20 protein-coding genes are annotated in these 25,119 nt (G+C 36.8%); 11 read left to right on the top strand and 9 right to left on the bottom strand.

The features are described 5' to 3' along the window. Positions 1-42 precede the first annotated feature (42 nt). Together M0R38_08025 and M0R38_08020 are read right to left on the bottom strand one after the other, a co-directional pair. Positions 43-948 carry a DMT family transporter gene (locus tag M0R38_08025; protein MCK9481689.1) on the bottom strand — a complete coding sequence of 302 codons (906 nt, stop codon included), beginning with the start codon at positions 946-948 and terminating at the stop codon, positions 43-45. Between the two features lie 9 nt (positions 949-957). Then, on the bottom strand, positions 958-1,485 hold the full coding sequence (locus M0R38_08020) for a hypothetical protein (protein MCK9481688.1): 528 nt from the start codon (positions 1,483-1,485) through the stop codon (positions 958-960). 91 nt (positions 1,486-1,576) lie between these two features. Here M0R38_08020 and ruvB point away from each other — a divergent pair, with 91 nt between their 5' ends. The 3 genes from ruvB to secDF all read left to right on the top strand — a co-directional run bounded on the left by ruvB (position 1,577) and on the right by secDF (position 6,968). Then, positions 1,577-2,602, top strand: coding sequence for a Holliday junction branch migration DNA helicase RuvB (gene ruvB / locus M0R38_08015; protein MCK9481687.1), 1,026 nt, complete (start codon positions 1,577-1,579; stop codon positions 2,600-2,602). A gap of 113 nt (positions 2,603-2,715) precedes the next feature. After that, the gene (gene dnaN / locus M0R38_08010) at positions 2,716-3,837 is read left to right on the top strand and encodes a DNA polymerase III subunit beta (protein MCK9481686.1); all 1,122 of its coding nucleotides are present in this window, start codon (positions 2,716-2,718) and stop codon (positions 3,835-3,837) included. A 140-nt stretch (positions 3,838-3,977) separates the two neighbouring features. Beyond that, positions 3,978-6,968 carry a protein translocase subunit SecDF gene (secDF, locus tag M0R38_08005; GenBank protein ID MCK9481685.1) on the top strand — a complete coding sequence of 997 codons (2,991 nt, stop codon included), beginning with the start codon at positions 3,978-3,980 and terminating at the stop codon, positions 6,966-6,968. A 54-nt stretch (positions 6,969-7,022) separates the two neighbouring features. On the opposite strand, the gene M0R38_08000 is transcribed toward secDF, so the two are convergent. After that, positions 7,023-8,108 carry an acyltransferase gene (locus tag M0R38_08000; protein MCK9481684.1) on the bottom strand — a complete coding sequence of 362 codons (1,086 nt, stop codon included), beginning with the start codon at positions 8,106-8,108 and terminating at the stop codon, positions 7,023-7,025. Between the two features lie 121 nt (positions 8,109-8,229). Between M0R38_08000 and M0R38_07995 the strand changes: the two genes are divergently transcribed. Then, positions 8,230-9,591 carry a sigma-54 dependent transcriptional regulator gene (locus M0R38_07995; GenBank protein ID MCK9481683.1) on the top strand — a complete coding sequence of 454 codons (1,362 nt, stop codon included), beginning with the start codon at positions 8,230-8,232 and terminating at the stop codon, positions 9,589-9,591. Between the two features lie 19 nt (positions 9,592-9,610). Continuing rightward, a complete protein-coding gene (locus tag M0R38_07990; GenBank protein MCK9481682.1) occupies positions 9,611-10,588 on the top strand; it encodes an L-threonylcarbamoyladenylate synthase in 978 nt (325 codons plus the stop codon). Between the two features lie 7 nt (positions 10,589-10,595). Here M0R38_07990 and M0R38_07985 read toward each other — a convergent pair whose 3' ends face one another. Both M0R38_07985 and M0R38_07980 read right to left on the bottom strand, forming a co-directional pair. Further along, positions 10,596-13,331 (bottom strand): PKD domain-containing protein, encoded by a 2,736-nt coding sequence (locus M0R38_07985; GenBank protein MCK9481681.1) that lies wholly within the window; start codon positions 13,329-13,331, stop codon positions 10,596-10,598. Between the two features lie 251 nt (positions 13,332-13,582). Next, on the bottom strand, positions 13,583-14,965 hold the full coding sequence (locus M0R38_07980; protein MCK9481680.1) for a tyrosine phenol-lyase: 1,383 nt from the start codon (positions 14,963-14,965) through the stop codon (positions 13,583-13,585). A gap of 243 nt (positions 14,966-15,208) precedes the next feature. Here M0R38_07980 and hisS point away from each other — a divergent pair, with 243 nt between their 5' ends. From hisS to M0R38_07955, 5 genes are all read left to right on the top strand, one after another. Continuing rightward, the gene (gene hisS, locus M0R38_07975) at positions 15,209-16,585 is read left to right on the top strand and encodes a histidine--tRNA ligase (protein ID MCK9481679.1); all 1,377 of its coding nucleotides are present in this window, start codon (positions 15,209-15,211) and stop codon (positions 16,583-16,585) included. Continuing rightward, positions 16,585-18,066 (top strand): histidine ammonia-lyase, encoded by a 1,482-nt coding sequence (hutH, locus tag M0R38_07970; GenBank protein MCK9481678.1) that lies wholly within the window; start codon positions 16,585-16,587, stop codon positions 18,064-18,066. The genes hisS and hutH overlap by 1 nt, the downstream gene beginning before the upstream one ends. Then, the gene (locus M0R38_07965) at positions 18,050-18,514 is read left to right on the top strand and encodes an NUDIX hydrolase (protein ID MCK9481677.1); all 465 of its coding nucleotides are present in this window, start codon (positions 18,050-18,052) and stop codon (positions 18,512-18,514) included. The genes hutH and M0R38_07965 overlap by 17 nt, the downstream gene beginning before the upstream one ends. Positions 18,515-18,595: 81 nt before the next feature. Further along, complete coding sequence (locus tag M0R38_07960; GenBank protein MCK9481676.1) at positions 18,596-19,015, top strand: DUF2147 domain-containing protein; 420 nt, start codon at positions 18,596-18,598, stop codon at positions 19,013-19,015. A gap of 94 nt (positions 19,016-19,109) precedes the next feature. After that, complete coding sequence (locus tag M0R38_07955) at positions 19,110-20,009, top strand: dioxygenase (GenBank protein ID MCK9481675.1); 900 nt, start codon at positions 19,110-19,112, stop codon at positions 20,007-20,009. A gap of 14 nt (positions 20,010-20,023) precedes the next feature. On the opposite strand, the gene M0R38_07950 is transcribed toward M0R38_07955, so the two are convergent. Then, positions 20,024-20,827 (bottom strand): inositol monophosphatase, encoded by an 804-nt coding sequence (locus M0R38_07950; GenBank protein MCK9481674.1) that lies wholly within the window; start codon positions 20,825-20,827, stop codon positions 20,024-20,026. A gap of 90 nt (positions 20,828-20,917) precedes the next feature. On the opposite strand from M0R38_07950, the gene M0R38_07945 reads away from it, so the two are divergent. Next, positions 20,918-22,183 (top strand): polysaccharide biosynthesis C-terminal domain-containing protein, encoded by a 1,266-nt coding sequence (locus M0R38_07945; GenBank protein ID MCK9481673.1) that lies wholly within the window; start codon positions 20,918-20,920, stop codon positions 22,181-22,183. A gap of 2 nt (positions 22,184-22,185) precedes the next feature. Here the strand turns inward: M0R38_07945 and M0R38_07940 are convergent, their stop codons facing one another. From M0R38_07940 to M0R38_07930, 3 genes are read right to left on the bottom strand one after another with little or no spacing between them, the layout of a single operon-like run. Next, positions 22,186-23,001: a hypothetical protein gene (locus M0R38_07940; protein ID MCK9481672.1), complete on the bottom strand. Its 816-nt coding sequence runs from the start codon at positions 22,999-23,001 to the stop codon at positions 22,186-22,188. Beyond that, entirely contained in the window at positions 22,998-23,441 is a 444-nt protein-coding gene (locus M0R38_07935) for a GNAT family N-acetyltransferase (GenBank protein ID MCK9481671.1), read from the bottom strand. Before M0R38_07935 ends, M0R38_07940 begins: the two co-directional genes overlap by 4 nt. Continuing rightward, on the bottom strand, positions 23,438-25,093 hold the full coding sequence (locus M0R38_07930; protein MCK9481670.1) for an ABC transporter substrate-binding protein: 1,656 nt from the start codon (positions 25,091-25,093) through the stop codon (positions 23,438-23,440). Before M0R38_07930 ends, M0R38_07935 begins: the two co-directional genes overlap by 4 nt. Positions 25,094-25,119: the final 26 nt, after the last annotated feature.

The raw sequence follows: 25,119 nt of genomic DNA, 5'->3' as shown, positions 1-25,119 counted from the left end.
TACGCCTTTGATTTGAGTTATTTAAAACAAGGGACTCAAGTCCTACTCTAATTGCTTACTAAAAAGTTTCTTTCTTTTGAGAAAACTGTGTAATAGCACGGTAAATAATATAACCACAGCACCCAAATAGAAATGAGAGTTCAGCATTCGATTTTCACTGAAAATTATGACCGCCCATAAGATTCCATATACCGGTTCAAGGTTTATAGTGATGTTAGCAATAAAAGCACTAATCTTTTTCATTGCTTGAAGATTAAGCGCAAACGCAATGTTAGTACAAAATATAGTCAGTAGTAGCATCCATATAAAGTCGCTTTCATTGTTAAGCCATTCAAAAGAAGCAGGAGAAATGAGCATGAAAAATAATGAAAGGAACATAAAACCACTTGACAATTCGACAAAGGTAACCGGAACCGGTTGAGCAGATTTAATAAACTTGGCATTGAGGCTCGAAAAAAATGCAGCAATAGAACTTGAGAAAATGCCCAGCCCAAGAGCTATGCTGAACTTTTCAGCAGGAATTGATGTGTGCGCTGATGAAAGAAAAATAAAGAGAATCCCTCCAAACGCAAGGAGCCCTAATACGATATCTGACAGAATTACTTTTTGACGATTAATGAAAGGTTCCAAGAACGATGTAAAAGTTGCAGTTAATCCAAAGCATGCAAGCGTAAGAGATGCACTGTTTGCAACTTTAATTGAACCATAAAATGTTATCCAGTGTAATGCAACTAAAAATCCAATTCCAATGAATAAAATTAGCTGTTTCCTATTTAGGGATTTAAGTTGTTCAAAAAATTTAGGAAACACAAGAAAGATTAAAGATGCTATACACATTCGCCACCATACTAAGCTATAAGCATTTAATGACAATAATTTGCCAAGAATGGGTGTGAAACCAAAGAGGAAAACAGAGGTGTGTAGTGCGATATACGGATTCTTAGACATTGATAATCCTTAATGAAAATCCAATTCTTCCATAATATCCATCCAATGAGATAAGTCAGTCATTCCTACCTCGGTATCTATTTTTTTGCCTGAAAGTGCGATGCCATAAGGTTTCTTTTGTTGAATTGTATCGGCAATATTTACATAGTTTTCAAGGGCGTAAAATGTATTTGCGACACAATGGTCAATAGATTGAATGTCTTTTGCACGTGAAAATTGCGCTAAAGGGTGCATACCTTTAAATGTAATAAGTTTGTAATGTTGACTCAGCGTTTCAATATCGGGATGGTCAGCGGGAATTTCAATCCATTCAATACGCAAACTGTCAAGCAGTTTGTTTATTTCGCTTTCTGATTCATATAAAAATTGTCCAACTATGACACCGCCTGAAAGCCAAACCCGAATTTGAACAAACTCAATAGGGTGTATTGCATTGGGTGAGTGAGGAGAGAAACAAAATCCTAAAAATTTAGGATGGGCTGCTGCTGCAAAACGCGCTTCTGCCAAATTAGTTAATGAGTGAAAATAAAGTTCCATTGAAGGCAGCAAAATTATACAAAACACACTAGGAAAAATCGTGTATAAATCCCATAAGTTCTTATGATTTAAAAACTAATTTTGAAACCAAATGTCAAATCCTTTTTTAAGACCGGACAATGAGTTAATGAATGCGGCAGAGATTGAAGCAGAGAAAGCATTGCGCCCCCTTAGTTTTTCTGATTTTACAGGGCAGACAGCCACTATTGCTAATCTTGAAGTGTTTGTCGGTGCAGCAAAACAAAGAGGAGAGGCTTTAGACCATGTTTTGTTGCATGGACCTCCCGGACTGGGTAAGACTACATTAGCCCATATTATTTCAAAAGAGTTGGGAACCAATTTAAAAGTTACATCCGGTCCTGTTTTAGAAAAACCGGGTGATTTAGCAGGATTATTAACCAATTTAGAAAAGGGCGATGTACTATTTATAGATGAAATTCATAGATTGAGCCCGGTTGTAGAGGAATATTTATACTCGGCAATGGAGGATTTTAGAATTGATATAATGTTAGATAGTGGTCCAAGTGCACGTTCAGTTCAAATTTCAATAGAACCTTTCACCCTCATAGGAGCAACTACCCGTTCCGGGTTACTTACGTCACCACTTCGAGCCAGATTCGGAATAACTTCCAGATTGGAATACTATGATGCGGAATTACTTACTAAGATAATATTGCGTTCAGCTCATTTATTGAAAGTGACTATAGAGAAAGATGCAGCAGTTGAAATTGCCAAAAGGAGCAGAGGTACTCCGCGTGTAGCCAATGCTTTGCTCAGAAGAACCCGAGATTTTGCACAAATCAAAGGGGATGGTAAAATTACAGTTAAAATAGCCGAAATAGCGCTGAAGGCATTAAATGTAGATGATTTTGGATTGGATGAAATGGATAATAAAATATTGAGTACCATAATCCAAAAATTCAAAGGAGGACCCGTTGGTTTGACAACAATTGCAACAGCAGTGGGTGAAGACGCGGGAACAATAGAAGAGGTTTATGAGCCATTCTTAATTATGCAAGGCTTTTTGGCCAGAACTCCACGTGGTAGAGAGGCAACAGTCAACGCATACAAGCATCTTGGCATTGTGAAGAACAATAACTCAGACACGCTTTTTTAGCAAACTCGTATGGCAGAAAATGTGAATAAGTGTTTGTATTGGATACTCGTTCAGCTATTCAAATTATGATAGGTTTGCACATTGATTAAAAATCGTTGAAAAACTAATTATATATGAAATTTATTGTACTTTCAAGTGCCATGTTGCAAAAGCTACAGGCTGTAAATGGAGCAATCTTATCTAAACCGGTTATTCCTGCTATTGAGAATTTTCATTTCAATTTAACCAATGGAAAATTGTCAATAACAACCACAGACCTTGAGACCTTTATGCAAGAGGAAATAGAGGTGCAATCATCAGAAGATGTTAAAATTTGTTTACGGGCTAAAGAAACTATAGACCTCTTGCGTGAATTAAGTGATAAAACATTAAACTTCACTGTGCATACCGAAAATAATGGAATTGAGTTAAGCACTTCAACCGGTCGCTATGAATTACCGGGGGAAGCGGCAGAAGAATTCCCAATCACTCCTGAAATTGAGGTTAAAAACAGTTTTGTAATGCCTGCAAATATTCTTATTCGTGGTATTAATAAAACTTTATTTGCAACCAGTAATGACGATCTTAGACTTGCATTGACAGGTGTGTTCTTTGAAGTTGCAGCAAATAGTCTAAACCTTGTAGCTACTGATGCTAACAGATTAGTTAGATTTACCACAACCGAAGTGAAGCCTGGATTTGAGTATAGTTTTATTTTACCTAAGAAATCTTTAAACCTGCTCAAGTCAAGTTTGCCAAATGACGAAACCCCTGTTACAATAGATATCAGTGATTCAAATGTAAGATTTACATGCGGAACTCTTGTGTTGACTACTCGTATAATGGATGAGAAGTTTCCAGACTATAGGATGGTGATACCACAAGATAATGCAAACATTTTAACTATTGCACGCCAAGAAATATTAAATGCAGTGCGTAGAACAGCAATTTTTGCAAATCAACACACACATCAGATTCGACTCAAGATTGTTGGAAGTCAGCTCAGCACAATGGCAGAAGATATAGAAAAGGCCAGTAAAGCAAGCGAAACATTGACTTGTGAATACGAAGGAGATGATATAGAAATCGGTTTTAATTCTAAGTTTCTAAGTGAACTGCTGTCAAACCTTGAAAGTCCGGAGGTGCAAATCAAATTGTCTTCACCAAGTAGAGCAGGGTTGGTTGTTCCAAATGAAAATGAGCCAAATGAAGACATTTTGATGCTCATCATGCCAATGATGCTGAATAACTATTAAGATGTAAGGCTCCTGTAATACAACAGAAACCCAGATTTCAATTATAAACTTTCTAATTCCTTCCGAAAATATTTCGTGGGTTGAAATTTATGTTTATTTTCGCCCACCGTTTTAAAAGATAAAAATAGTATTTCTAAAAGATGAAAAATAAAGGCGCAATAATATGGTTCACCGCAATCTTGGCATTGGTTTGTATTTACCAATTGTCATTCACGTTTGTTACAAGAGGGGTTGAAAACAAAGGAAAAGAATATGCAACCGTTAATGGCAAAGTAGATCATGATATTTACACAAAATACATTGATTCAATCAGTCATCAAACCGTTTATAACATTGGTATAACTTCATACACCTATTTAGAATGTAAGGAAAAGGAATTAAATCTTGGTCTTGATCTTCGCGGAGGTATGAATATCATCTTAGAGGTTTCTACTGAAGATGTGATAAAAGGACTTGCCGGTGCTAATGCTGAAGATAAAGACTTGATTGCAGCTTTGGAACAGGCAAGGGCAAAATCCATTGATAAAGAAGGAAATTTTGTTGACTATTTTGCAGAAAGTTTTAAAGCAATTGCTCCAAACAGAAGTTTAGCTCCCTTATTTGCATCCAGAGAAAATAGTGAGTCAGTAAAGTTTAATTCAACTGACAGAGATGTTATTAATTTTCTTAAAACTGAAACTACACAAGCTTCTGATCGTTCACTTGATGTAATTGAAACAAGGATTTCCCAAAGTAATGTTTCTCAACCAAATATTCAAAGAGTAGATGGGGGAAGAATTTCTGTGGAACTTCCCGGAGTAGATAACCCTGAGCAGATTAGAAGAATGTTGCAAGAATCTGCTAAACTTGAATTTTGGGAAGTTTATGGCAATAACGAGAAAAACCAGTATGCAGGATTCAAATATTTAGAAGAAGCAAACAAAGCGTTGAAAGCTAAATATGGTATTGCTGATGATGACTCTACTTCAAATCAAGATACAGCAATTGCTCAAACTGATAATAATGAGAGCAATACAGAGAATGCAGAAGGAGAACTCTTTGGTAAAAAAGATAAAGACACCACCGCTGTTGCTTCAAATGATTCTTTAAGTAATGAAGAGAAGTTTAAACAAGAAAATCCGCTTTATACATATTTATATCCTGCGGTAACCAACGAAGGACAATTATATACCAGTCCTTATGTTGGATATGCAACAAAGGAAAACATGGCTAAGGTAGAAGAGATGTTTAATGATCCTGTTGTTCGCAAGGTGTTACCACGCAATATTCACTTTGCTTGGGGTGCGCAACCTCTGGGTAAAAATAGCGATATATATGCTTTCTATTTTCTAAAGCCAAATAAACAAGGAAAGGCAGCTTTAGGTGGCGATATCATTGTTGATGCACGTCCTTCTACAAGCCAAACAGGACAAATTGAAATCTCAATGAAGATGAATGATGTTGGAGCGCGAGAGTGGAGACTCATTACAAAAGCAGCCAGCGTAAATCAAGATTTTATTGCAGTTGTTCTTGACGGTAAAGTATATACAGCACCAACCGTAAACTCCGAAATTCCAAATGGAATGTCTGTCATTACAGGAAGCTTCGACTTAAAAGAAGCTCAATTCCTCTCTAATATTTTAAAGGCCGGTAAATTGCCTGCTCCTGCAAGAATTGTAGCAGAGGATGTTGTAGGACCAACCTTAGGACAAGAATCTATCACGCAGGGTATAGTTTCTCTGATCATCGGATTTTTATCACTTGTGCTTGTGATGATGTTGTATTATGCAAGAGGAGGATGGGTAGCAACAATTGCAGTTATGCTTAATATGTTCTTCATCGTTGGAATATTAGCTTCTTATGGTGCAGCTCTAACATTGCCCGGTATTGCAGGTTTGATTCTGACTATCGGTATGGCAGTTGATGCGAACGTTCTTATTTTTGAAAGAATTAAAGAAGAATTGCGATTAGGAAAAATGTTGAAAACGGCTGTCAATGATGGATACAAAGCAGCAATGCCTTCTATTCTTGACGGTAATATTACAACACTCTTGGTGGGTATTATCATGTTGTTTTCCGGAGCAGGTCCTGTTTATGGTTTTGCTATAATCTTGATTATCGGTATTCTTTCTTCTTTGTTTACTGCCATTCTTGTTACAAGAGTGTTAGTAGATAGAAGACTTGAAAAGTCTAACGATTATAAAATAGCTTTTAGTTACAGTACGATAGGACAAAATTCGAACTTTGACTTTGTTAAAAGTCGTAAGATAAGTTATGCATTCTCTGGTTTGTTAATTATTGCCGGTATTATCGCAATGGCGATGGGTAACCTATCTTCCGGTATTGATTTCAAAGGCGGTTGGTCATATAGAGTTCAAATTGATCAAAAAGTGGCTGCTTATAAGATAAAAGATGTATTGGATAAGAAATTGCCGGGTAGCAGTAATGAAGTAAAAACTTTAGGTTCTGATAACCGTTATAAGATTGTTACTTCCTACATGATCGAATCAACCGACCCGGAAATTAGCAAGAAAGTTCAGTCTGACCTTGTTAATGCATTATCTGAATATGGTTTGACTCAAAAGAGTATCTTGTCAAGCAGTAAAATTGGACCTACTGTAGCAAGTTCTATCAGAGCAAAATCGTCTATCATTATTATTATTTCATTGATTGGAATGGCTTTGTATATCTTCATTAGATTTAAAAAATGGAGCTATAGTATGGGAGCTATTATTGCAACAATACATGACGTTTTGATAATCTTCTCTATCTATGCGCTGTTTGGTCCTATTCTTCCTTTTAGCACTGAAATAGACCAGACATTTATAGCAGCGGTACTGACTATCATTGGTTATTCTATTAACGATACTGTGGTTGTATTTGACAGGTTAAGAGAATATTTAACTCAAAGACGTTCTGCTGATTTTCCTACATTAGTTAACCAAGCGATTAACAGTACGCTAAGTAGAACTTTCCTTACTTCATTCACAACAATAATTTTGGTAATAATCCTGTTCTTGTTTGGTGGTGAAGCATTAAAAGGATTCTCATTTGTTATTATTATTGGTATTGCCTTTGGAACTTATTCATCTATCTTTATTGCTACGCCAATTATGATGGATATGACTAAAAGAAAGAAACTAGAGGAATAATCCTAAATTTTAAGTAATTGAAAAAAGTTGTGTATTGCCCAATGCACAACTTTTTTATTTCCAGTACTTCTCTCGGATTTTGAGAAACCAACCCTCATAAAAGTTATATGAAAGCCATGCAACAATAATAGAAAGAGCAAGGGCAAGAATTGAAAAAAGTAATATCCCAATACTACTTTGGTATTCTATGGCTGCAAAGTCATATAGTTTACGAAGTGACAGTATTATTGGAGTATGAAAAACATATAAGCCATAACTAATGATTCCGAGTCTTGAAATCATTGCATTGTCTTTTATGAAGTTTTTTGTTGATTGAGCTGTCATTACCCAAATGAACATGCCATAAACGAATGCAGAGGTGGTAATGCCGAAAATACCCAAATATTCAAACCAGAGATGTTGCAAGATAATATAGCCAATCGCGATGCTAATAGTTGCCAAACGTATAAAGCGATTCTGGTAGTCAAATTTGAAAGGAAGTAATTGATTGCGATAAGCTGCCACCAAGCCTCCGACAGCAAAGTAATCAAGTGATGTAATAATTTCACTGCCGTTGATATGATACTCAGGTAAGTATTTTAATGTTAAATATCGTGTGGTTATAGCCAATAGCCAAAGTCCGCCAAATACTTTCACTACATGCTTGATTGGAACAAACATAAAAAGTAAAATCCACAGTAAGTAAAAATGTTCTTCTATGCATAATGACCAAAATACTTGCAATGGAACTCCGCGCGGATAAGTACCTTCTAAAATTGATTTGTAATTTTCTAAAAACAAAAACGAAAATATAGGCTTAGGCATATAGCCTTCACTTTGAGAAATGCCGAAATAAGAGGTTAGTGCAATACCCATATAGGCAATCGCAACACCCAAAAAGAAAAGAGGCCATATTCTAAAAGCTCTTCTAATTAGAAATGTTATAGGATTCACATGTCCATATTGGTTACATTGCTTAATTAAAATATCACTAATAAGGAATCCGCTGAGTACAAAGAATATTGACACTCCGGTTCCTCCTCCTTGTTTTAGAAAATTAAAAACCGGGGTGTTTATACCTTCAGGTAAATGAAGCAGAAATACTTTGAAAAAAGCAATGAATCTAATTGCATCAAGGTTGTGATAGTGTATTCTTTTCAAAATAGACAGAGAAGTAGCGGCAAAATAAGTGCTTATTTTTAATTTTAAACCGATTATACACAATGCTGAATTATACTAATATGAAATGCATCTTTGCATAATAAACTATACACTAAGTATGATAGCTAAAATTTTAGTTGTAGATGACGAAAAGGCAATAAGAGATACGCTAAAGGAAATTCTGAGTTTTGAAGGATATGCTGTTGATGTTGCAGAAAGCGGCAAAGATGGTTTAGTTGCACTCGGTGAAAATCTTTATGATGTTGTACTTTCAGATATTAAGATGCCCGGTATGGATGGGCTTGAGTTTTTGGCTAAAGCCAATGATTTAGCTCCTGATGTGCCGATTATCATGATTTCAGGACATGGTTCTATTGAAGTTGCTGTTGACTCTGTGCGTAAAGGTGCATACGACTTTATTACAAAACCCCCTGATTTGAATAGGTTGCTCATTACTATTAAGAATGCTATTGACAAAAGTAATTTGGTGGTTGAAACCAGGATTCTAAAAAGAAAGATATCAAAAACAAAAGATATTTTAGGCGAATCTCCATCGGTTGTCAATATCAAGAACACAATAGAGAAAGTTGCACCCACAGATGCAAGAGTGTTAATTACCGGAGAAAACGGCACAGGTAAAGAATTAGTAGCAAGATGGCTGCATGAAAAAAGCCATAGGGCAAATGCACCTTTTATTGAGGTGAATTGCGCTGCCATCCCTTCCGAGTTGATTGAGAGTGAGTTGTTTGGACATGAAAAAGGAGCTTTTACAACTGCTATTAAACAAAGAATAGGCAAGTTTGAACAGGCAAATGGCGGTACTCTCTTTTTGGATGAAATTGGAGATATGAGTATGGCTGCTCAAGCAAAAGTGTTGCGTGCAATTCAAGAAGGTATAATCAATAGAGTAGGAGGTGATAAAGGTATTAAAGTGGATGTGAGAATTATTGCTGCTACTAATAAGAACTTGAATGAAGAAATTGAAAAAGGAAATTTTCGACTCGATTTATATCATAGACTCAGTGTGATTCTTATTCATGTTCCTACGCTTAATGAAAGAAAAGATGATATACCGATTTTAGCAGAAAAATTTTTGAGAGAAATCTGTGAAGAGTCCGGACAAACACTCAAATCATTTACAGTGGATGCACTCAAAGAATTGCAAAATGTTAAATGGTCTGGAAATATCAGAGAGTTACGCAATGTTATTGAAAGGCTCGTGATTTTGTGTGACAAAAAGATAACAGCAGATGATGTGTTGAGTTATTCTAACCCATCACAGGTGATTAAAGGAATTGAATCAGTTGATATCACAAAACATGATAAGTTTCAGGATTTTAAGGATTATTCAGAAAAAATCTTTTTGAATTATAAACTAACCCAAAATGCGTGGAATGTTGCTAAAACAGCCTCTCAAATTGACATTCAACGAAGCCATTTATATAACAAAATCGATAAATACGGACTGAAGAGGGGTTCATAAGAACTTGAGGATATAGGTCTTGACACAAATTGGTGACGATATTGAATTAGCTGCTTCTCTGTTGAAAGCAGGTAAATTGGTGGCGATTCCAACCGAAACAGTTTATGGCTTAGCTGCAAATGCTTATAATTTAAAAGCAGTTGCCTCCATTTTTGAAGCAAAAAACCGTCCTTTTTTTGACCCTTTAATACTCCATTGTGCATCAGCAAAAGCTGGATTTGCACTCTTAGACAACTATCCACCCCAATTTGATTTCCTTGCAAGCAAATATTGGCCAGGACCGCTAACATTAGCAGCACCCAAAGTGGCGATTGTGCCTGATATGATTACAGCCGGAAGCCCTATTGTAGCAGTTAGAGTGCCGGCTCATCCGCTTACCCTAAGATTGTTAACTGCTATAGACTTTCCTCTTGCGGCTCCAAGTGCAAATCCCTTTGGATATGTTAGCCCTACTACGGCTCAACATGTCCAAGCGCAACTCGGTGATAAAGTGGATTATATTTTGGATGGCGGAAGTTGTCAAATTGGAATAGAATCTACAATCTTAGGCTATAAAGATAATGCTATTGAACTTTGGCGATTGGGTGGCATTTCAATTGAAAATATTGAAGAAACCGTAGGAGAGAAGTTGGCTGTGAAAATTCATAAAAGTTCAAATCCTGATGTGTCCGGTCAGCTTGATAAACATTATAGCCCAACAACACAAATGGACTTGTTAGACAAAAAGGATTTTGAAAAAAGAGTACTTGTAATGGATGAGCATGAAAGAAGCCAAACTGCATTATTGGTGTTTGGGGAAACTATGAATCTGCAAGGGTTTGGAAGTGTGCTCAATCTCTCAGCTAAAGCAGACACGTATGAAGCAGCGCATCATTTGTATGCTTTTATCAGACAGCTGGATGCAGCATCTTATAAAAAAATAATTGCCCTGCGATTACCGGAAATTGGTTTAGGCAGGGCAATTAATGATAGGCTGCAACGTGCAGCTTCAAAATAACCTTTATTTATTCAATGGCAATTTTCCTTATTTCTTTGCCTATGCTTATAAAGTATAAACCTGAGGGCAAATGATGCTCAATTTTAATTGCCTCATTGGGTTGCATATTCAGCATTTTTTCAAATACGATTTGACCTTTAGTGTTATAAATAGTAAGCGGAGTATTGCCTGCATATTCTTTGTTGTCAATTAAAAAGAATGTTTGAGAAGGGTTGGGGTATATCATAAAAGAACCCTTGTCAATTTGTACAACAGAAGAATTATCAACCCAAGGGACATAAACATTGTTTACAGTTGTGTCTTTGCAACCATTCTTAATAGAAGTTAAGATTAATCTAACATTGTAATGACCTGTATCTTGATATTGATGAGTAGGAGAGATATCTGTTGCGGTACTTCCGTCTCCAAAATCCCAATCATAAGCATTGCCTGATGCCTGAAGCGGTGTGAGCTTTATTGTATTATTCTTCATTAAATCATAGAAAAATCCGGAGAATGGTCTTGGATTCACTAATACAGAAATTTTGGACTTAGTGCTAAAACAACCGTTATAACGAGTGTTAATATAATAGTCAATATTTCCAAGCAATATAGGGGTTGTAAATGAATTTCCTAATGCAAAAGGGATGGTGTCATTTTCGTGTTCATACCAAAGAATATCACCAAAAGGTACACCTGCTTTTAGTATGCCAAAGCTATTGCTGCAAATAGTATCATTGGCAATAAAATCAAAATCAGGAGGGGTGTTAATGACGGCTGTAACGGGTACTCTATTGGCAGCAATACAGGTTCCTGAGTATGTTTCTAGATAAAGTGTTGAATCATGGGTGGCTCCCTTGATTGTAATCACAGAATCAGAACTGATATAATTATTGTTGTTATCAAACCAGTTCAAATTTCCGTAAGGAACTCTGGCTTTAACGTATGAAAGGAGACCAACGCAACCTTGCGAACCTTCAGTAAAAGAAACAGCAGGAGCGTCATCTACAACAACGGTTGCAATGATTCTTGAACTTGCACAAGACCCGTTCCATGCTTCAACAAAATAGTTGTATGTTCCGCGTTGAATTGGAGATTGAAATGAGTAGGAGGTGCCGGTTGCTACAGGACTGCCGCCACTTGCTTGTGTGAACCATCTGATGATATCAGGGTTTGGAGTAGTTGCAGTTAAAGAAATGGTTGGATTTGTGCTACCACAAACTGTTGTGTCTCCATAATAGGTTGGTTCTTGGGGTGCAAAATTGCTGCCTACTAATGCTTCAACTCTTACAAATCCTGGGCTGTAGCATGAATAATTGCTGGCTCTAACATAAAAAAATGTATCGGCATTTAAAACAGGAGTTTGGTAAATATTGCCATTAAAGAAAGAGTTGCTGCCTGTTGTGTCTTTATACCAATGCATAGAAAGAGAGCCAACAGATAGTGCAACTAAAGTTGCACGAGAACCGGAACAAATAGAATCATTTTTCACAGTTGGTGCAGCAGGATAAGGATAAACCGGAATGTTTACTGAACCTGCATCACTCAAGCATACGCCATTGGAAACGCGGGCATAAAAGTTTGATGTAGTATTTAGATTTGGCGTTGTGAGTGTGTCTCCAAAAGCATAACCAGTTGTATCTGTATTGTTGTCTAATGTCCAACGTACTGTTGTGTTTAATGGAGGTGCTATATTCAGTTTTGTGTTACTTCCTTCACAAAGTATAGAACCACCCAGTATAGAGGGTGTTTCAGGTTTTGGATAAATTGTGTAAATGGCAGTATCGTAACAATATTTAAAATTCGTCCATTGTAATAACTGTGTAGCCAATCTAACTGTGTAAGGTTTGTTTTGAGAATAAACAGATTGCCCATCTATTGCATAACTTCCACTAAAAGGCGAACCATCTACATCATAATTCCAAATGTGGCTGAACATTTCTTGATTGTAAAATGCCCTGTAGTTGTAGAATATACTTGAAACAACACTGTTTTTGTTTTTATTTTTAAAGTTTACGGTTGTGCCGGGTTTGAAACACTGATTAGTAATTTCAAAATCAGTTGCTAAATCATATTTTACATGAGGATTGATTAGAATATCGCAATCAAAAACCACCCCGCCAACATTCAAGTTTCTTCCTCTATACCAAGTGCCGTTAATAGAACCGGCATTAAAAGACCGTCCTTTTCCATTGTTATTCGCCCAGTCGTTGGCAACAATTCCCATACTCAGGGTGTCATTTACGTCAGTTTCTACAGCAATAATATAATCGTAGCTTATGGTGATTGGTGTAAAACTAGCATGTTTAACAATGTTGGTTAGCAGTCCGTTACCGAAAGTAGAATCCAGTGTAATTGTATCACTTCTTAATGGTGAACCACTAGGTAAAGAGTCGCTTCCGGCTTTATATAAATTGACATAAACCTTCGAAGTGAGTGGGGTAGGGGGATTGCTTGAAATGTAAGCATAAAAAGTTGCCCCTGATATCGTCAACTTCTGTGGTGCGCCATAAAACTGCGCTAAACCTCTTCCGCTGTTACCTGTAACCACATAGAATCCGGTCGCATTGTACCGTGCATATTCTATGGTATCAGTGGAACATGGGGTTGGGTTGGTAGCAGAACGTCTGTCTATATCTGAGGCAGAGAATTTATGACTGTTGTCAATGATTTTTACATTCGCAGTACTGATTTGCGAATAAACATGAGGTGTTATGATTGTTAAGAATGATAACAAGAGGAGATTTGTAAAGACTCTTTTCATAAGAATTAAATTTAGAGTTACAATATTACTTTATTTTTCATTAAAGGCATAACGTTCTATCGTTGTTCTAACAAAACGTTAATCCCTCACAAATATAAACACCCTTTCCAAACAGACAATTCTGTTACACTGTTGTTCAGTAAAAAAAGCAATCCGAGCTGCTTTACAGTAGCTCGGATTGTATTCTTTCTAAAGAATTGTTGTATTAACACATGAATCGTGATTGATGACATGTAATGTTTATTAAATACTTAGAGTTTTTCGAATCTTGCTTGGAAGAATCGAAGGTACTTGGGTTCGTAAATCATTTTTAACCCTGTTACTTTACTGCGATTTTCAAACACTTCTGCAACGGAATATGCGGTAATGTCGAGGTGGGCTTGAGTATAAACCCTTCTTGGAATGGTAAGTCGTACAAGTTCTAATGCCGGAAAATATTCTTCTCCGGTTTCCTTGTTTCTGCCGGCAGAAACTACACCTCTTTCCATGGTACGAACACCTGAATTTACATAGAGTTCTGCAGCTAAGGTTTGAGCCGGATATTGTGTTTGAGGAATATGTGGGTAAAATCGTTTTGCATCAAGAAAAATAGCATGTCCGCCAAAAGGTTTTACGGTCGGGATGTTGTAATGGTCTAATAACTCCCCCAAATAACCGACTTGTTCTACACGGGCTTTCATGTGGTCATCTTGTATCGCTTCTTCCATACCTCTTGCCATAGCCTCCATATCGCGCCCTGCTAAACCTCCGTAAGTATGCAAGCCTTCATATAGAACTACCATATTTCGTAATTCTTCAAAGACATCGTCATCATTCAGTGCAATAAATCCACCAATATTGACCAAAAGGTCTTTCTTGCCGCTCATTGTGGCAGCATCTGAATAAGATGCAAATTCTTTCAAAATTTCTGCAACAGATTTGTTTTGATAGCCTTCTTCTCTTTGCTGGATAAAATATGCGTTTTCCATTGCGCGAGTGGCATCTAATACCACTTTAATTCCGTGTTGGTGTGCAAGTTTATGAACAGCCTTGATGTTTGCCATAGAAACGGGTTGTCCCCCTGCCATATTCACTGTTGCTCCAATCGTGATGTAAGCAATATTTATTGCCCCAACTTTATCAATCAAATTGCTGAATTTTTCTAAGCTGACGTTTCCTTTGAATGGGTGTTGAATCTGAGAATCATGTGCTTCATCAATAATAACATCTACAAAAGTTCCGCCAGCCAATTCTTGGTGGGCTCTGGTGGTTGTGAAATACATGTTTCCGGGAACATATTGACCGGGCTTAATTAGACATTGAGAAAGTAAATTTTCTGCTCCTCTGCCTTGGTGCGTTGGCACCAAATGTTTGTAACCATAGTATTTTCTAACATTAGCTTCAAGATGGTAGTAGTTGGTGCTTCCTGCATAAGCTTCATCTCCGAGCATCATGCCTGCCCATTGGTTGTCACTCATGGCATTGGTTCCGCTGTCGGTTAAAAGGTCTATGTAAACATCTTCTGAACGTAACAAAAATGTATTGTACCCAGCCTCTTTAATGAATTTCTCTCTATCAGATTGTGTTGTCATTTTCAAAGGTTCAACTACTTTGATTTTGTAGGGCTCTGCCCATGGTCTTCTCTCAAATTTCATTTGTTTATTTTGTATTTTGATTAATAATTAATTCAAACTAACAATCGTTAGTTTTTACGACTGCAAACATACTTCTTTAATTTGAATTTAGATAGGATGGAAAGATATTTTCTTTGGTTTTTGAATGATGTATTTGTGTCAGTGTGAGTCGAAAAAGAAATGAAGATTCTTCAAGAAAGTGACCCGTTAAAAGAGTGAATTTTGTCTATTTTTGAACACTCTAAGCAAACAAAGAATATATCAATGGGAAAAGTGTCATTGGCAAAAGGAACGAGAGATTTCGGTATTGAAGAAATGAAAAAGAGAAAATTCATTTTTAATACCATTGAAAAGGTGTTTCAACTCTATGGATTTCATGCAATTGAAACTCCTGCATTAGAAAATATTGAAACATTGACCGGCAAGTATGGAGATGAGGGCGACCAACTGTTATTTAAGATTTTAGACAGTGGTGATTTTTGGGGTAATGTCAATAAATCCTTTGGAGAAAGTACATCAATAGGAAGTTTAACATCCAAAAAAACTTTACCAATACTGGCAAGTCGCGGACTACGATATGATTTAACTGTTCCTTTTGCAAGATATGTTAGTATGAACAGGCATTTAGTAAAATTCCCTTTCAGACGCTATCAGATGCAACCGGTTTGGCGGGCTGACAGACCTCAAAAAGGCAGATATAGAGAGTTTTGGCAATGTGATGCTGATATTATTGGTACAGACAGTCTGACTTCGGAGGCGGATTTGGTTGCTATATTTCATAGGGCATTTGAGAAGTTAGGCATTCAAGGCTATGTCATTCATCTTAATAATCGCAAAGTGCTAGAAGGAGTAGCAGAAGTGATAGGTGCTCCAGATAAGTTTTCTCAGTTTACAGTCGCGCTGGACAAATTTGATAAAATAGGCAAGGAGGGTGTTTTAAATGAATTCAAAGAACGAGGTTTTGCAGATACTCAAATTCAAATTGCTGAGCAATTTTTGATTTCTTCTGCACTTTCAACCGAAAGCATTGCTCAATGGAAAGCATTGTTGTCCAATAGCACAATAGGTTTGCAAGGTCTGGTGGAATTGGAGGAACTTCTAAAGTATTTAACCGCAAGTGGATTTAGCAAAAATGTACTGTTTGATGGAACTTTAGCAAGAGGGTTAAGCTATTATACAGGATGTATCATTGAAGTGAAAGTGCCAAACAGCGGTATTGGCAGTATTGCAGCCGGAGGCAGATATGACAACCTAACGGGTATTTTTGACATGCCGGGTATATCAGGAGTGGGAATTAGTTTCGGAGCGGATAGAATTTATGATTTGATGGAAGCTTTACAACTTTTCCCGACTGGCAATGAAGCGAATTGTAAGGTTTTGTTTTGTGGAATGAGTTTCGAAGCTGTTTCTTATTGTATCAAAGTAGCGGAGATGCTGAGAAGCAAAGGAGTGAGCTGCAAAGTTTATCCGGAGCCAAGTAAGTTGAAAAAGCAGTTGGATTATGCAAATGCAGAACAAATTCAATCTGTTGCAATTGTCGGGGAAAATGAAATGCTAGAGAATCAGATAACGCTGAAGAATCTTTTGAGCGGCAATCAGCAAACCTTATCTATTGACGAATTTATTAATACAGTGAAGTAATGAGAATAGAGCCAAAATCAAATATCACGATTGACCAAGTCAGGAAGTTGGTACAGGGTAATGAGCAATTGTCATTAAGCGAAAATGCTAAGGATAGTATAGTGACTTGCAGAATGTTTCTTGAAGATAAAATTAAAACTTCAAAAGAACCAATCTATGGTATCAATACCGGATTTGGCTCACTGTGTAATCATATCATACCTCCTGCTGACATGTGTAACCTTCAGTACAATTTATTGCGTTCGCATGCTTGCGGAACAGGAGATGAAATTGAAGAAGAGATTGTTAAAATCATGCTTGTGCTCAAAGTGCAATCATTAGCCAAAGGGTATTCAGGTGTTAATCTGTCCACTGTTGAACAATTAGCAGCATTGTATAATAACAATTACTTTCCGATAGTCTATGAACAAGGTTCATTGGGGGCATCAGGAGATCTGGCACCTTTATCCCATTTGTGTCTTCCAATATTTGGCGAAGGGTGGGTAAGACATCAAGGGCGAACTATGACCGGAGCTGAGTTTTTGGCTAATACAGGATTGAAGCCCGTTGAGTTGGGAGAGAAAGAAGGGTTGGCATTAATTAATGGTACGCAGTTTATGAGTGCTTTTGGAGTGTGGTGTTTGAGTGAATTGAGTAAATTAAGTAAATGGGCAGATATCATAGCTGCATTGTCAATTGAAGCTTTTGATGGAAGAGAAGAACCTTTTGCACCTGAATCTCATTCCATTCGCCCTCACAGAGGTCAGATTGAAACGGCTCAAACAATTACTGCATTAAGAAAAGATTCTGAAATTGCAAAGCAGCTTAAACAACATGTTCAAGATCCTTATTCATTTCGTTGTATCCCACAGGTGCATGGAGCATGTAAGCAGGTATTGCAGCAAGCAATAGACATTGTTGAGACAGAAATAAATGCAGTTACAGACAACCCCAATGTTTTTCCTGATGAGGATAAAATTTTAAGTGCGGGTAATTTTCATGGAGAGATATTGGCGTTTCAACTTGACTTTTCTGCAATAGCAGCATCAGAATTGGCATCCATCAGTGAAAGGCGAATATATAAGTTGATTTCAGGGGAGCGCGGATTGCCACTTTTCCTAATACCCAATGCAGGCTTGAACAGTGGTTATATGATTGCACAATATACTGCGGCATCAATTGTAAGTCAGAACAAAATATTGGCAACCCCCGCGTCTGTTGATAGTATTGTCAGCAGCAATGGTCAAGAAGATCATGTGAGTATGGGTGCGAATGCTGCAACAAAACTCTATAAAATTACTAAGAACTTACAAACTGTTCTTGCAATCGAGATGTTGTGTGCATGTCAAGCGCTGGACTTTCGAGGAACTGAAAAAACATCTGCAAAACTCAAAGGGATTTTTGATTCATTCAGAAGGGTTGTGCCATTCAGAGACAAAGATACATTGCTACATAGCGATATTAAAAATGCTGAAAAGTTTTTGAATGAACAAGCGATTTAACATTCGTGTTTATGGTATTTTGTTCAATGACAACAATGAAATACTTGTGAGTGATGAATTTCGTTGGAATAAGTTTTTTACAAAATTTCCCGGAGGTGGGTTAGAGTGGGGCGAAGGATTGCAAGATTGTTTAAAAAGGGAGTTTAAAGAGGAGTTGAATTTGGAGATTACAGTACATGAATTGTTTTACATTACCGACTTTTTTGTTCAATCTGCTTGGTTAGAAACAGACCAGATTATTAGTGTTTATTTTAAGATTCATTACGCTCAAGAAAACAATTTACAATTTGAGCCATATACGAATCCTTTTTACAATGAACAGGAGCGATATCGTTGGGTTAAATGGTCTGACATAACTGAAGATTTGTTTACATTTCCAATAGATAAATTAGTTGGAGGGAAATTACACGAAGATTGGTTAAAATACAAGCAACAGCATCACTCTTAAAAGAATTTTGTCATTCGATTTTTCTTCCTATTCGATTATTGAGTTATTCTCTTATCTTCGCATTTACCAAATAAAAAAGCTATGAATTATACAATACTATTCGCAATTTTATCCATTCTCTTTTCTGTAAACTCACCTACGATTGAAGGAAAGTGGAAAACCATTGATGATGAAACAGGAAAAGCAAAATCAATTGTTGAAATATACAAAAAGAGTGATGGAAAATATTATGGTAAAATTGTTGAACTGCTTATCAAACCAAAGCATGACAAATGTGTTGAATGTAGCGGAAGCAAGAAAAATCAACCCTTGATTGGTCTTGAAATAGTGGAAGGACTTGTAAAGAAAGGGAATGAATGGGTTGATGGAAATATTACAGACCCTAAAACAGGGAAGACGTATAGTTGCGAAGCAAAAATCAATAAAAAAGGAAACTTAGAAATCAGAGGGTATATCGGTTTTTCGCTATTAGGTAGAACTCAGACTTGGATTAGGCAATAGAGGCAATCGTATTTTGACGAAATTTTAAGGTTTTAGACAAACATTGCTATTAGGAGAATCAATGAAAGTGTAATTCTTTATATTTTTGTTTCTTATGCAAAGGAAAGAGTTTTTAAGTACAATTGCAGGACTATTGGCTATGGGCACATTAGGAAATTTAAAAGCATTTACAGACGGGCTACCTAAACAGAGTAAACGGATGCCTGTATTGTTTACTTCGCATGGCAATCCATTTGATATTCCACTCACCAGAGAGCAAAGACCATTTTGGCAAAAACTCTATGAGTTAGGCAAGGAATTAAAGAAAGATTATGACGTAAAAGCGGCAGTGGTAGTATCTGCTCATTGGTGTACTAAGGGAACCTATGTGAACATTGCACAAGAACAGCAACAAATCTTTGATTACTACGGTTTTCCTGAAGAGTATTACAAAGTTTATTACCAAGCACAAGGAGCACCGGGGCTTGCCAAAGAACTCAAGTCAATCGTACCTTCGATTGTAGAAACCACAGATTGGGGTTTGGATCATGGTGCGTGGCCCATGCTAATGCATTTATTTCCGGAGGCTGATGTGCCGGTGTTTGAACTAAGCATTGACTATTATGCCAATCCTCAATATCATTATGAGTTAGGTAAAGAGCTGAAGTCCTTGCGTGATAAAGGAGTTTTGATTATCGGCAGTGGTGCTTTGATTCACAATTTGCGATTAGCGGGTCAAAAAATGCAATCAAACGATGCAAGCCCTTATGGCTGGGAGATTGAGTATGACCTTTGGATAAAAGATAAAATTGACAAAAGAGATGTTGAGTCAATCATCAATTATGAAAGCAGTAATAAGTTAGGAAAGTTGGCAGCCCCCACACCTGATCACTTTGTGCCTGTACTATACAGTTTGGGATTAATGGATTCAAAGGATATGATTGAACATTTCTATGAAGCTGCTCCTGCCTTGCCTGCTTTTAGCGAAAGGAGTTTTATTATTAAAAATGAATAATTACCTTTTTGTGTTTAATCGTTTGTAGGATGAAATTGTTTTGAAATAAAGGGTACAAGCGATAGTGCTATCTGAGTATTGCATGCAATAATTTCTTTGCCAAACAAAAAATCATTTCCATTTCTAAAATCACAAACAATGCCTCCTGCTTCCTTCACAATACAAGCACCTGCTGCAACATCCCAAGGACTCAATCCGTATTCAAAGAAACCGTCAAAACGACCACAAGCCGTATAGGCTAAATCAACGGCTGCTGACCCCATTCTTCTGAGACCTCTAGTGTTTTTCATCAAATAATCCAACACGTTTAAAAATGCTCTGACTTTGTCAAAATCATAATAAGGGAAACCCGTTGCAAGTAAAGTGCGTTGAAGGGTTTCAGTTTGTGTAACACGGATATTGCGGTTGTTAAGGAAAGCACCGCTATTTTCAGAAGCATAAAACAACTCTTTGCGATTCGGTTCATATATTACGCCTAAGATGGGTTTGTTTTGATGCAATAGGCCGATACTGATACAAAACACAGGAAGATTGTGTACGAAATTGGTTGTACCATCTAAAGGGTCAATGACCCATGTGTATTCCTTTTGTTCGGAATTATGTGTAGCTTCCTCTCCAATAAATCCTGCTTGCGGAAGAATGGCTGATAAGCCTTGTATGATTTGCTTTTCTGCCTCAATATCTACATAACTCACCAATTGATTGGGACTCTTTTCTTGTACAATATTGCTATCAAAGTTTTTTCGCTCATTCTCTATGAATGTTCCAACTTCTAAAGCAACCGATTTCACATCTTTCAGAATCTCTTGTAACTGCATGTGGCAAAGATAGAATGATTTAACAGCAATATTTTTTGTATCATAACAAAACATACATTTATTTGGCACTCGCATAAGAGGAGTTCAGTATTGGCCGCAAAAAACCTTGTTATTCATTCATTTATTTCCAAAGCTATTGGTGTTTGCTGTGGAGTTTTGGCAGTAGTACTGACTTCACGTTGGTTGGGTGCTGAGATTAGAGGAGAGATTAGTTTTTTATTGTCTTGGATTGGTGCTTGGGTGATTGTCAGTGATTTTGTTACCGGAAGCGCTTTGATAAATTTGAGTGCAAAGTATCCGGCTAAGCAATTATGGGCTTTTGCATTAAAATGGGTAGTATTCCTTTCATGCTTTGTGTTGTTATTCTACCTTATTTTTCCTTTAAACCAAAGTGCATACTCTATTGTTATTCCTATTGCTCTTTTGTTAATGGGAGTGTTTAATACACATGGCGCAATTTTGATAGGTAAAGGTAAACTCAACGCAAGAAATTATGCATTTGCGTTAGTTCCCTTTTTATCGATTACCGGTTTTGCAGTTTTTGCTTTAGTAAAAGGAGTAAGTAATATTGGCGTGAGGGAGTATTTTCTGTGTTTATTAGCTGCTTGGTTACTTGCAGATTTGTTTACTTTTATGCGACTCAAACTTTTTGCAGATTGTTCAATTAAACCCAAAGGAAGTAAAGAACTAAGCAAGGTAATTTTTAAAAATGGAGCACTTTCACAATCAGGGCATCTGATACAATTTATTGCAACCAGACTGCCGTTTTTTCTCATGCCTTTGCTATTTGGAATGGAAAACTTAGGAGTTTTTTCAAATGTGGTGGTATTAGGTGAGGGGGTGTTGATTATTGCAGCTTCATTGGGTCAGATTTTACATGCTAAAATTATTCATTCTAAAAATCCCGCAGATGACATACCTGATGTACTCAAATATGCACGTCTTTCCTTGCTCTGTGTTATTCCGGTCGTGTTGGTACTTATTTTCATTCCTGACGAATTTTGGATTTGGTTATTAAAGAAAGAGTTTGCAGGACTTGGAACCATGTTTCTGTTGTTCTCGCCAATGGTGCTTCTACAGTCCATATCATCAATTATCAGCCATTTTTATCATGCGGCTAACCGATTTGTTGTGCTTATTGTAGCCAATGCAATAGGTGCTTTAGTTGGATTTGCAGGATTTATGATATTGTCTCATTATTTTGGAGTAAACGGTTTTGTATTAGGTGTAGTGTGTGGCTACTGTGCTCAGTTTCTATTTTTAATCTTAAAAATTAAACATGACTATCAAGTCAAGTTATATTCGTTGTTGCCCAACAAGGATAGTGTGAAACAGATTCTTGGTTTAATTAGTTAGCGCTAATCAATCAAAGCTTCTAAAGGCGATTTAACTATTTTGCCAGCAATAAGGTTATTTTCAAGCAAAACTGATTTTAATTCATCCGCAAAATGGAATGCAATAGAACCTGAAAAATGTAGCGGACAGTCAACCGGTTGTGAAGAGAAAATAAATGCATCTAAAAAACTTTGAAATCCTTTGTGCAAGAGTGCTTGAACGTATTCAGTACTTCGAAAGTCGGAGAGGTAACGGGCAAAGCTCGCGATGAATCTGTTTGCGCCCTCACTTCTATAAATTCTCTCAATGACTTGCTCAATCTTGAGTTGTTCATTCTCATTGATTGCTTTTTCAATTTCTAAAGGTAATTTCTTGTAAAAAAAGTCTTTTAAAATTTGTTTGCCAAACCAGGTGCCGCTTCCTTCATCACCTAATATATAACCTAATGAAGGGACGATTTGAATTGGGTGCTTCCCGTCATAAAACAAAGAATTACTGCCTGTGCCCAAAATGTTTACATAGCAAGGTGTATTCCCAGCCAATGCATCCAGCGTTAAATCTAAATCGTGTTTAACCACAATTGCTGCATTTGGAACAAGGCTTGATAGGACTTTTAAAACGCGCTCTTTATTTGCATTCTTTGCACAGCCTGTCCCATAAAAAACAATTTCAGAACTTTGTTGCAACATCACCTTTAATTCCTGATTTGAATTGATGTTATTCTCTAAAACATGATTATCTGAAATATTGGGGTTAAACCCGGGACAACTGAGAATTTTTCTTGTTTCAATAAATAAGAAATCACATTTTGTGCTACCGCAATCAACTTTTACTTTCATATATGTTTTTTTATTAAGTAGTGAGGAATCCCAACCTCAATAAAAGGATTTCCTTCAATTTGAAACCCTGCATTAAGATAAAATTCAGTTGCGCTTTTACGAGCGTGAAGCGTTATTTCTTTAAAACTTTGTTGTTTTGCATAGTTTTCGGCAAATAAGACCAATTTTTTACCTATTCCTTTCCTTTGTAAATTGTTGTCCACTGCCACTTGCCTCATCTTTATCACTGTATTACTAAGCGGCATGAGTAACAATATTCCAACGATTCTACCATCCAGAAATGCACCTATGTGAATTTGATTATGTTCGTTCTGTAATTCTTCATCTGAAAAATGCAATCCAAGCGGTTTGCGCAATATTTCATCGCGAAGTTTAATACTTTCTTTTTGTTCGCTGCTTCCAAAGATAAGTTCCCGTATTGTGATAACGTCTTTTGTCATTTTGATTTGGAAACGTACTTAAGTTTGAGAAGATTCATAGGGTTGGCTTCTAATCCATTGACATGTTTGGCAACCAGTCGTACACTTTTATCATAGAACAGAAATAAAACAGGACATTCTTTTGTAATAATACTATCCATATGAGCTAAATATGACAAGCGTTGATGGGCATTGCTTTCAGAGATGGATTTCAGATAGAGTTCGTCAAATTGTTTGTTGTGAAAATGAGTGTAATTAGGTCCGTTAGGGCTGAGAAAGGGCGAGTAAAAATATGCCATAAAATTTTCAGGGTCTGGGTAGTCAGCAATCCAACTTGCGCGGAACAACAAGGCTTTTCCTTGGTTGCGGAGTTGTCGAAGAAAACTTCCCGGATGAATCTCAATTGTTAAATCTATAAGAATTTTTTTCCATTGATTTTTGAGTAGAACAGCAATGTCAATATAGTCAGCAGTGGTGTTGAGGGTTAATTTCAAAGGATTTTTTGCATTGAACCCTTGTTGTTTCATCCATGCCTCAGCTTGTGCAGGATTGTAGAGGAGGGAAGCAGTCCGCGCAGAATCGTAGGCCGCAATTCCATAAGGAATAAATCCTTTGTCGGCAGGATAACCTAATCCGTTTTTTAAATAAGTAATGATTTCATTACGATTTGTTGCCAGATTAAGCATTTTGCGCAATTCGTGAAATTGCTCTTTAGTTATGCCGGTTGGCGTATCCTCCAAATAAAACCCGATAAATTCAGAATTAAGAAATGGAGCAGATTTGAGAGTGAATTTGCTTTGATATTTTTCCTTTAGCGTTCCGTTTTGGTTAAACAATTCATCCTTGACGGTAGGGTTTACACCATTAAAAAAGTCATATTTGCCTGAAATAAACCCCATGAATGCTGCTTGTTTGTTTTTGTTTAAATCAATTAAAACTCCATCCAATAAAGGCAGTTGCTTGGTCTCAGCGTGTTGATGGTAGAAAGGATTTTTGTGAAGCAGCAGTTGCACATCCTCATCCCAACGAACAAGTCTGAACGGACCGGTTCCTGTTGGTTTCTCTCTGAATGATTTGCCTTCTTTTTCTGCTTCTTCCGGCATAACTACAAAGCAATATGGGTTTGCTAACAATGAAAGAAATGGAGCGAAAGCAACTGTAAGATTGATTTCAAAAGTAGAATCGTTGATTGCACGAAAAGGGAAGGAAGAATGATGTTCGTTACCACTTTCAAAGACACTCATGTCAATTTTATCATTGAAAATCCAACTGCCTGGAGAAGCATTTTCTTTTTTGACAATACGAGAAAAACTGTAAACAAAATCGGAAGCAGTGAGTTTGCGCCTTTGATTACCGTGATAATCAATGAAAAAGACATTTGTGTTTAAGTGAAACAGAAAGCGTTTGTTGTCATTTGAAATCTCCCAACTATGTGCAATACAAGGGATGACATTTAACTTGTCATCTAACTCAACCAGACCTTCAAAAATCTGGCTACACGCCCAAATTTCAGCTTGACTCCTGACATAAGCAGGGTCAAGAGTGGTTATGCCTGCATCCTCATTATATCTGAAAAAATTGACAGGATTAGATTTATCCACATGGTTACACCCAAAAAGTATAAGTAAAATGTTTACAATTAAAAGAGCTGGAAAAGAGTTTACCGGTTTCATCAGAGTATTTTTGTGCAGTCTAAAAA

Source organism: Bacteroidia bacterium (assembly GCA_023228875.1).
In the GTDB taxonomy this organism is placed as follows: domain Bacteria; phylum Bacteroidota; class Bacteroidia; order NS11-12g; family UBA955; genus JALOAG01.
Note: the sequence above shows the minus strand (reverse complement) of the source record. Positions and strands in the feature narration are given on the sequence as shown.

What these genes read in the sequence shown, in the direction of transcription:
- M0R38_08025 (MCK9481689.1), bottom strand. Translation starts at nt 948, where the DNA reads ATGTCTAAGAATCCGTATATCGCACTACACACCTCTGTTTTCCTCTTT.
- M0R38_08020 (MCK9481688.1), bottom strand. Translation starts at nt 1,485, where the DNA reads ATGGAACTTTATTTTCACTCATTAACTAATTTGGCAGAAGCGCGTTTT.
- ruvB (MCK9481687.1), top strand. Translation starts at nt 1,577, where the DNA reads ATGTCAAATCCTTTTTTAAGACCGGACAATGAGTTAATGAATGCGGCA.
- dnaN (MCK9481686.1), top strand. Translation starts at nt 2,716, where the DNA reads ATGAAATTTATTGTACTTTCAAGTGCCATGTTGCAAAAGCTACAGGCT.
- secDF (MCK9481685.1), top strand. Translation starts at nt 3,978, where the DNA reads ATGAAAAATAAAGGCGCAATAATATGGTTCACCGCAATCTTGGCATTG.
- M0R38_07985 (MCK9481681.1), bottom strand. Translation starts at nt 13,331, where the DNA reads ATGAAAAGAGTCTTTACAAATCTCCTCTTGTTATCATTCTTAACAATC.
- M0R38_07980 (MCK9481680.1), bottom strand. Translation starts at nt 14,965, where the DNA reads ATGAAATTTGAGAGAAGACCATGGGCAGAGCCCTACAAAATCAAAGTA.
- hisS (MCK9481679.1), top strand. Translation starts at nt 15,209, where the DNA reads ATGGGAAAAGTGTCATTGGCAAAAGGAACGAGAGATTTCGGTATTGAA.
- hutH (MCK9481678.1), top strand. Translation starts at nt 16,585, where the DNA reads ATGAGAATAGAGCCAAAATCAAATATCACGATTGACCAAGTCAGGAAG.
- M0R38_07965 (MCK9481677.1), top strand. Translation starts at nt 18,050, where the DNA reads ATGAACAAGCGATTTAACATTCGTGTTTATGGTATTTTGTTCAATGAC.
- M0R38_07960 (MCK9481676.1), top strand. Translation starts at nt 18,596, where the DNA reads ATGAATTATACAATACTATTCGCAATTTTATCCATTCTCTTTTCTGTA.
- M0R38_07955 (MCK9481675.1), top strand. Translation starts at nt 19,110, where the DNA reads ATGCAAAGGAAAGAGTTTTTAAGTACAATTGCAGGACTATTGGCTATG.
- M0R38_07950 (MCK9481674.1), bottom strand. Translation starts at nt 20,827, where the DNA reads ATGCAGTTACAAGAGATTCTGAAAGATGTGAAATCGGTTGCTTTAGAA.
- M0R38_07940 (MCK9481672.1), bottom strand. Translation starts at nt 23,001, where the DNA reads ATGAAAGTAAAAGTTGATTGCGGTAGCACAAAATGTGATTTCTTATTT.
- M0R38_07935 (MCK9481671.1), bottom strand. Translation starts at nt 23,441, where the DNA reads ATGACAAAAGACGTTATCACAATACGGGAACTTATCTTTGGAAGCAGC.
- M0R38_07930 (MCK9481670.1), bottom strand. Translation starts at nt 25,093, where the DNA reads ATGAAACCGGTAAACTCTTTTCCAGCTCTTTTAATTGTAAACATTTTA.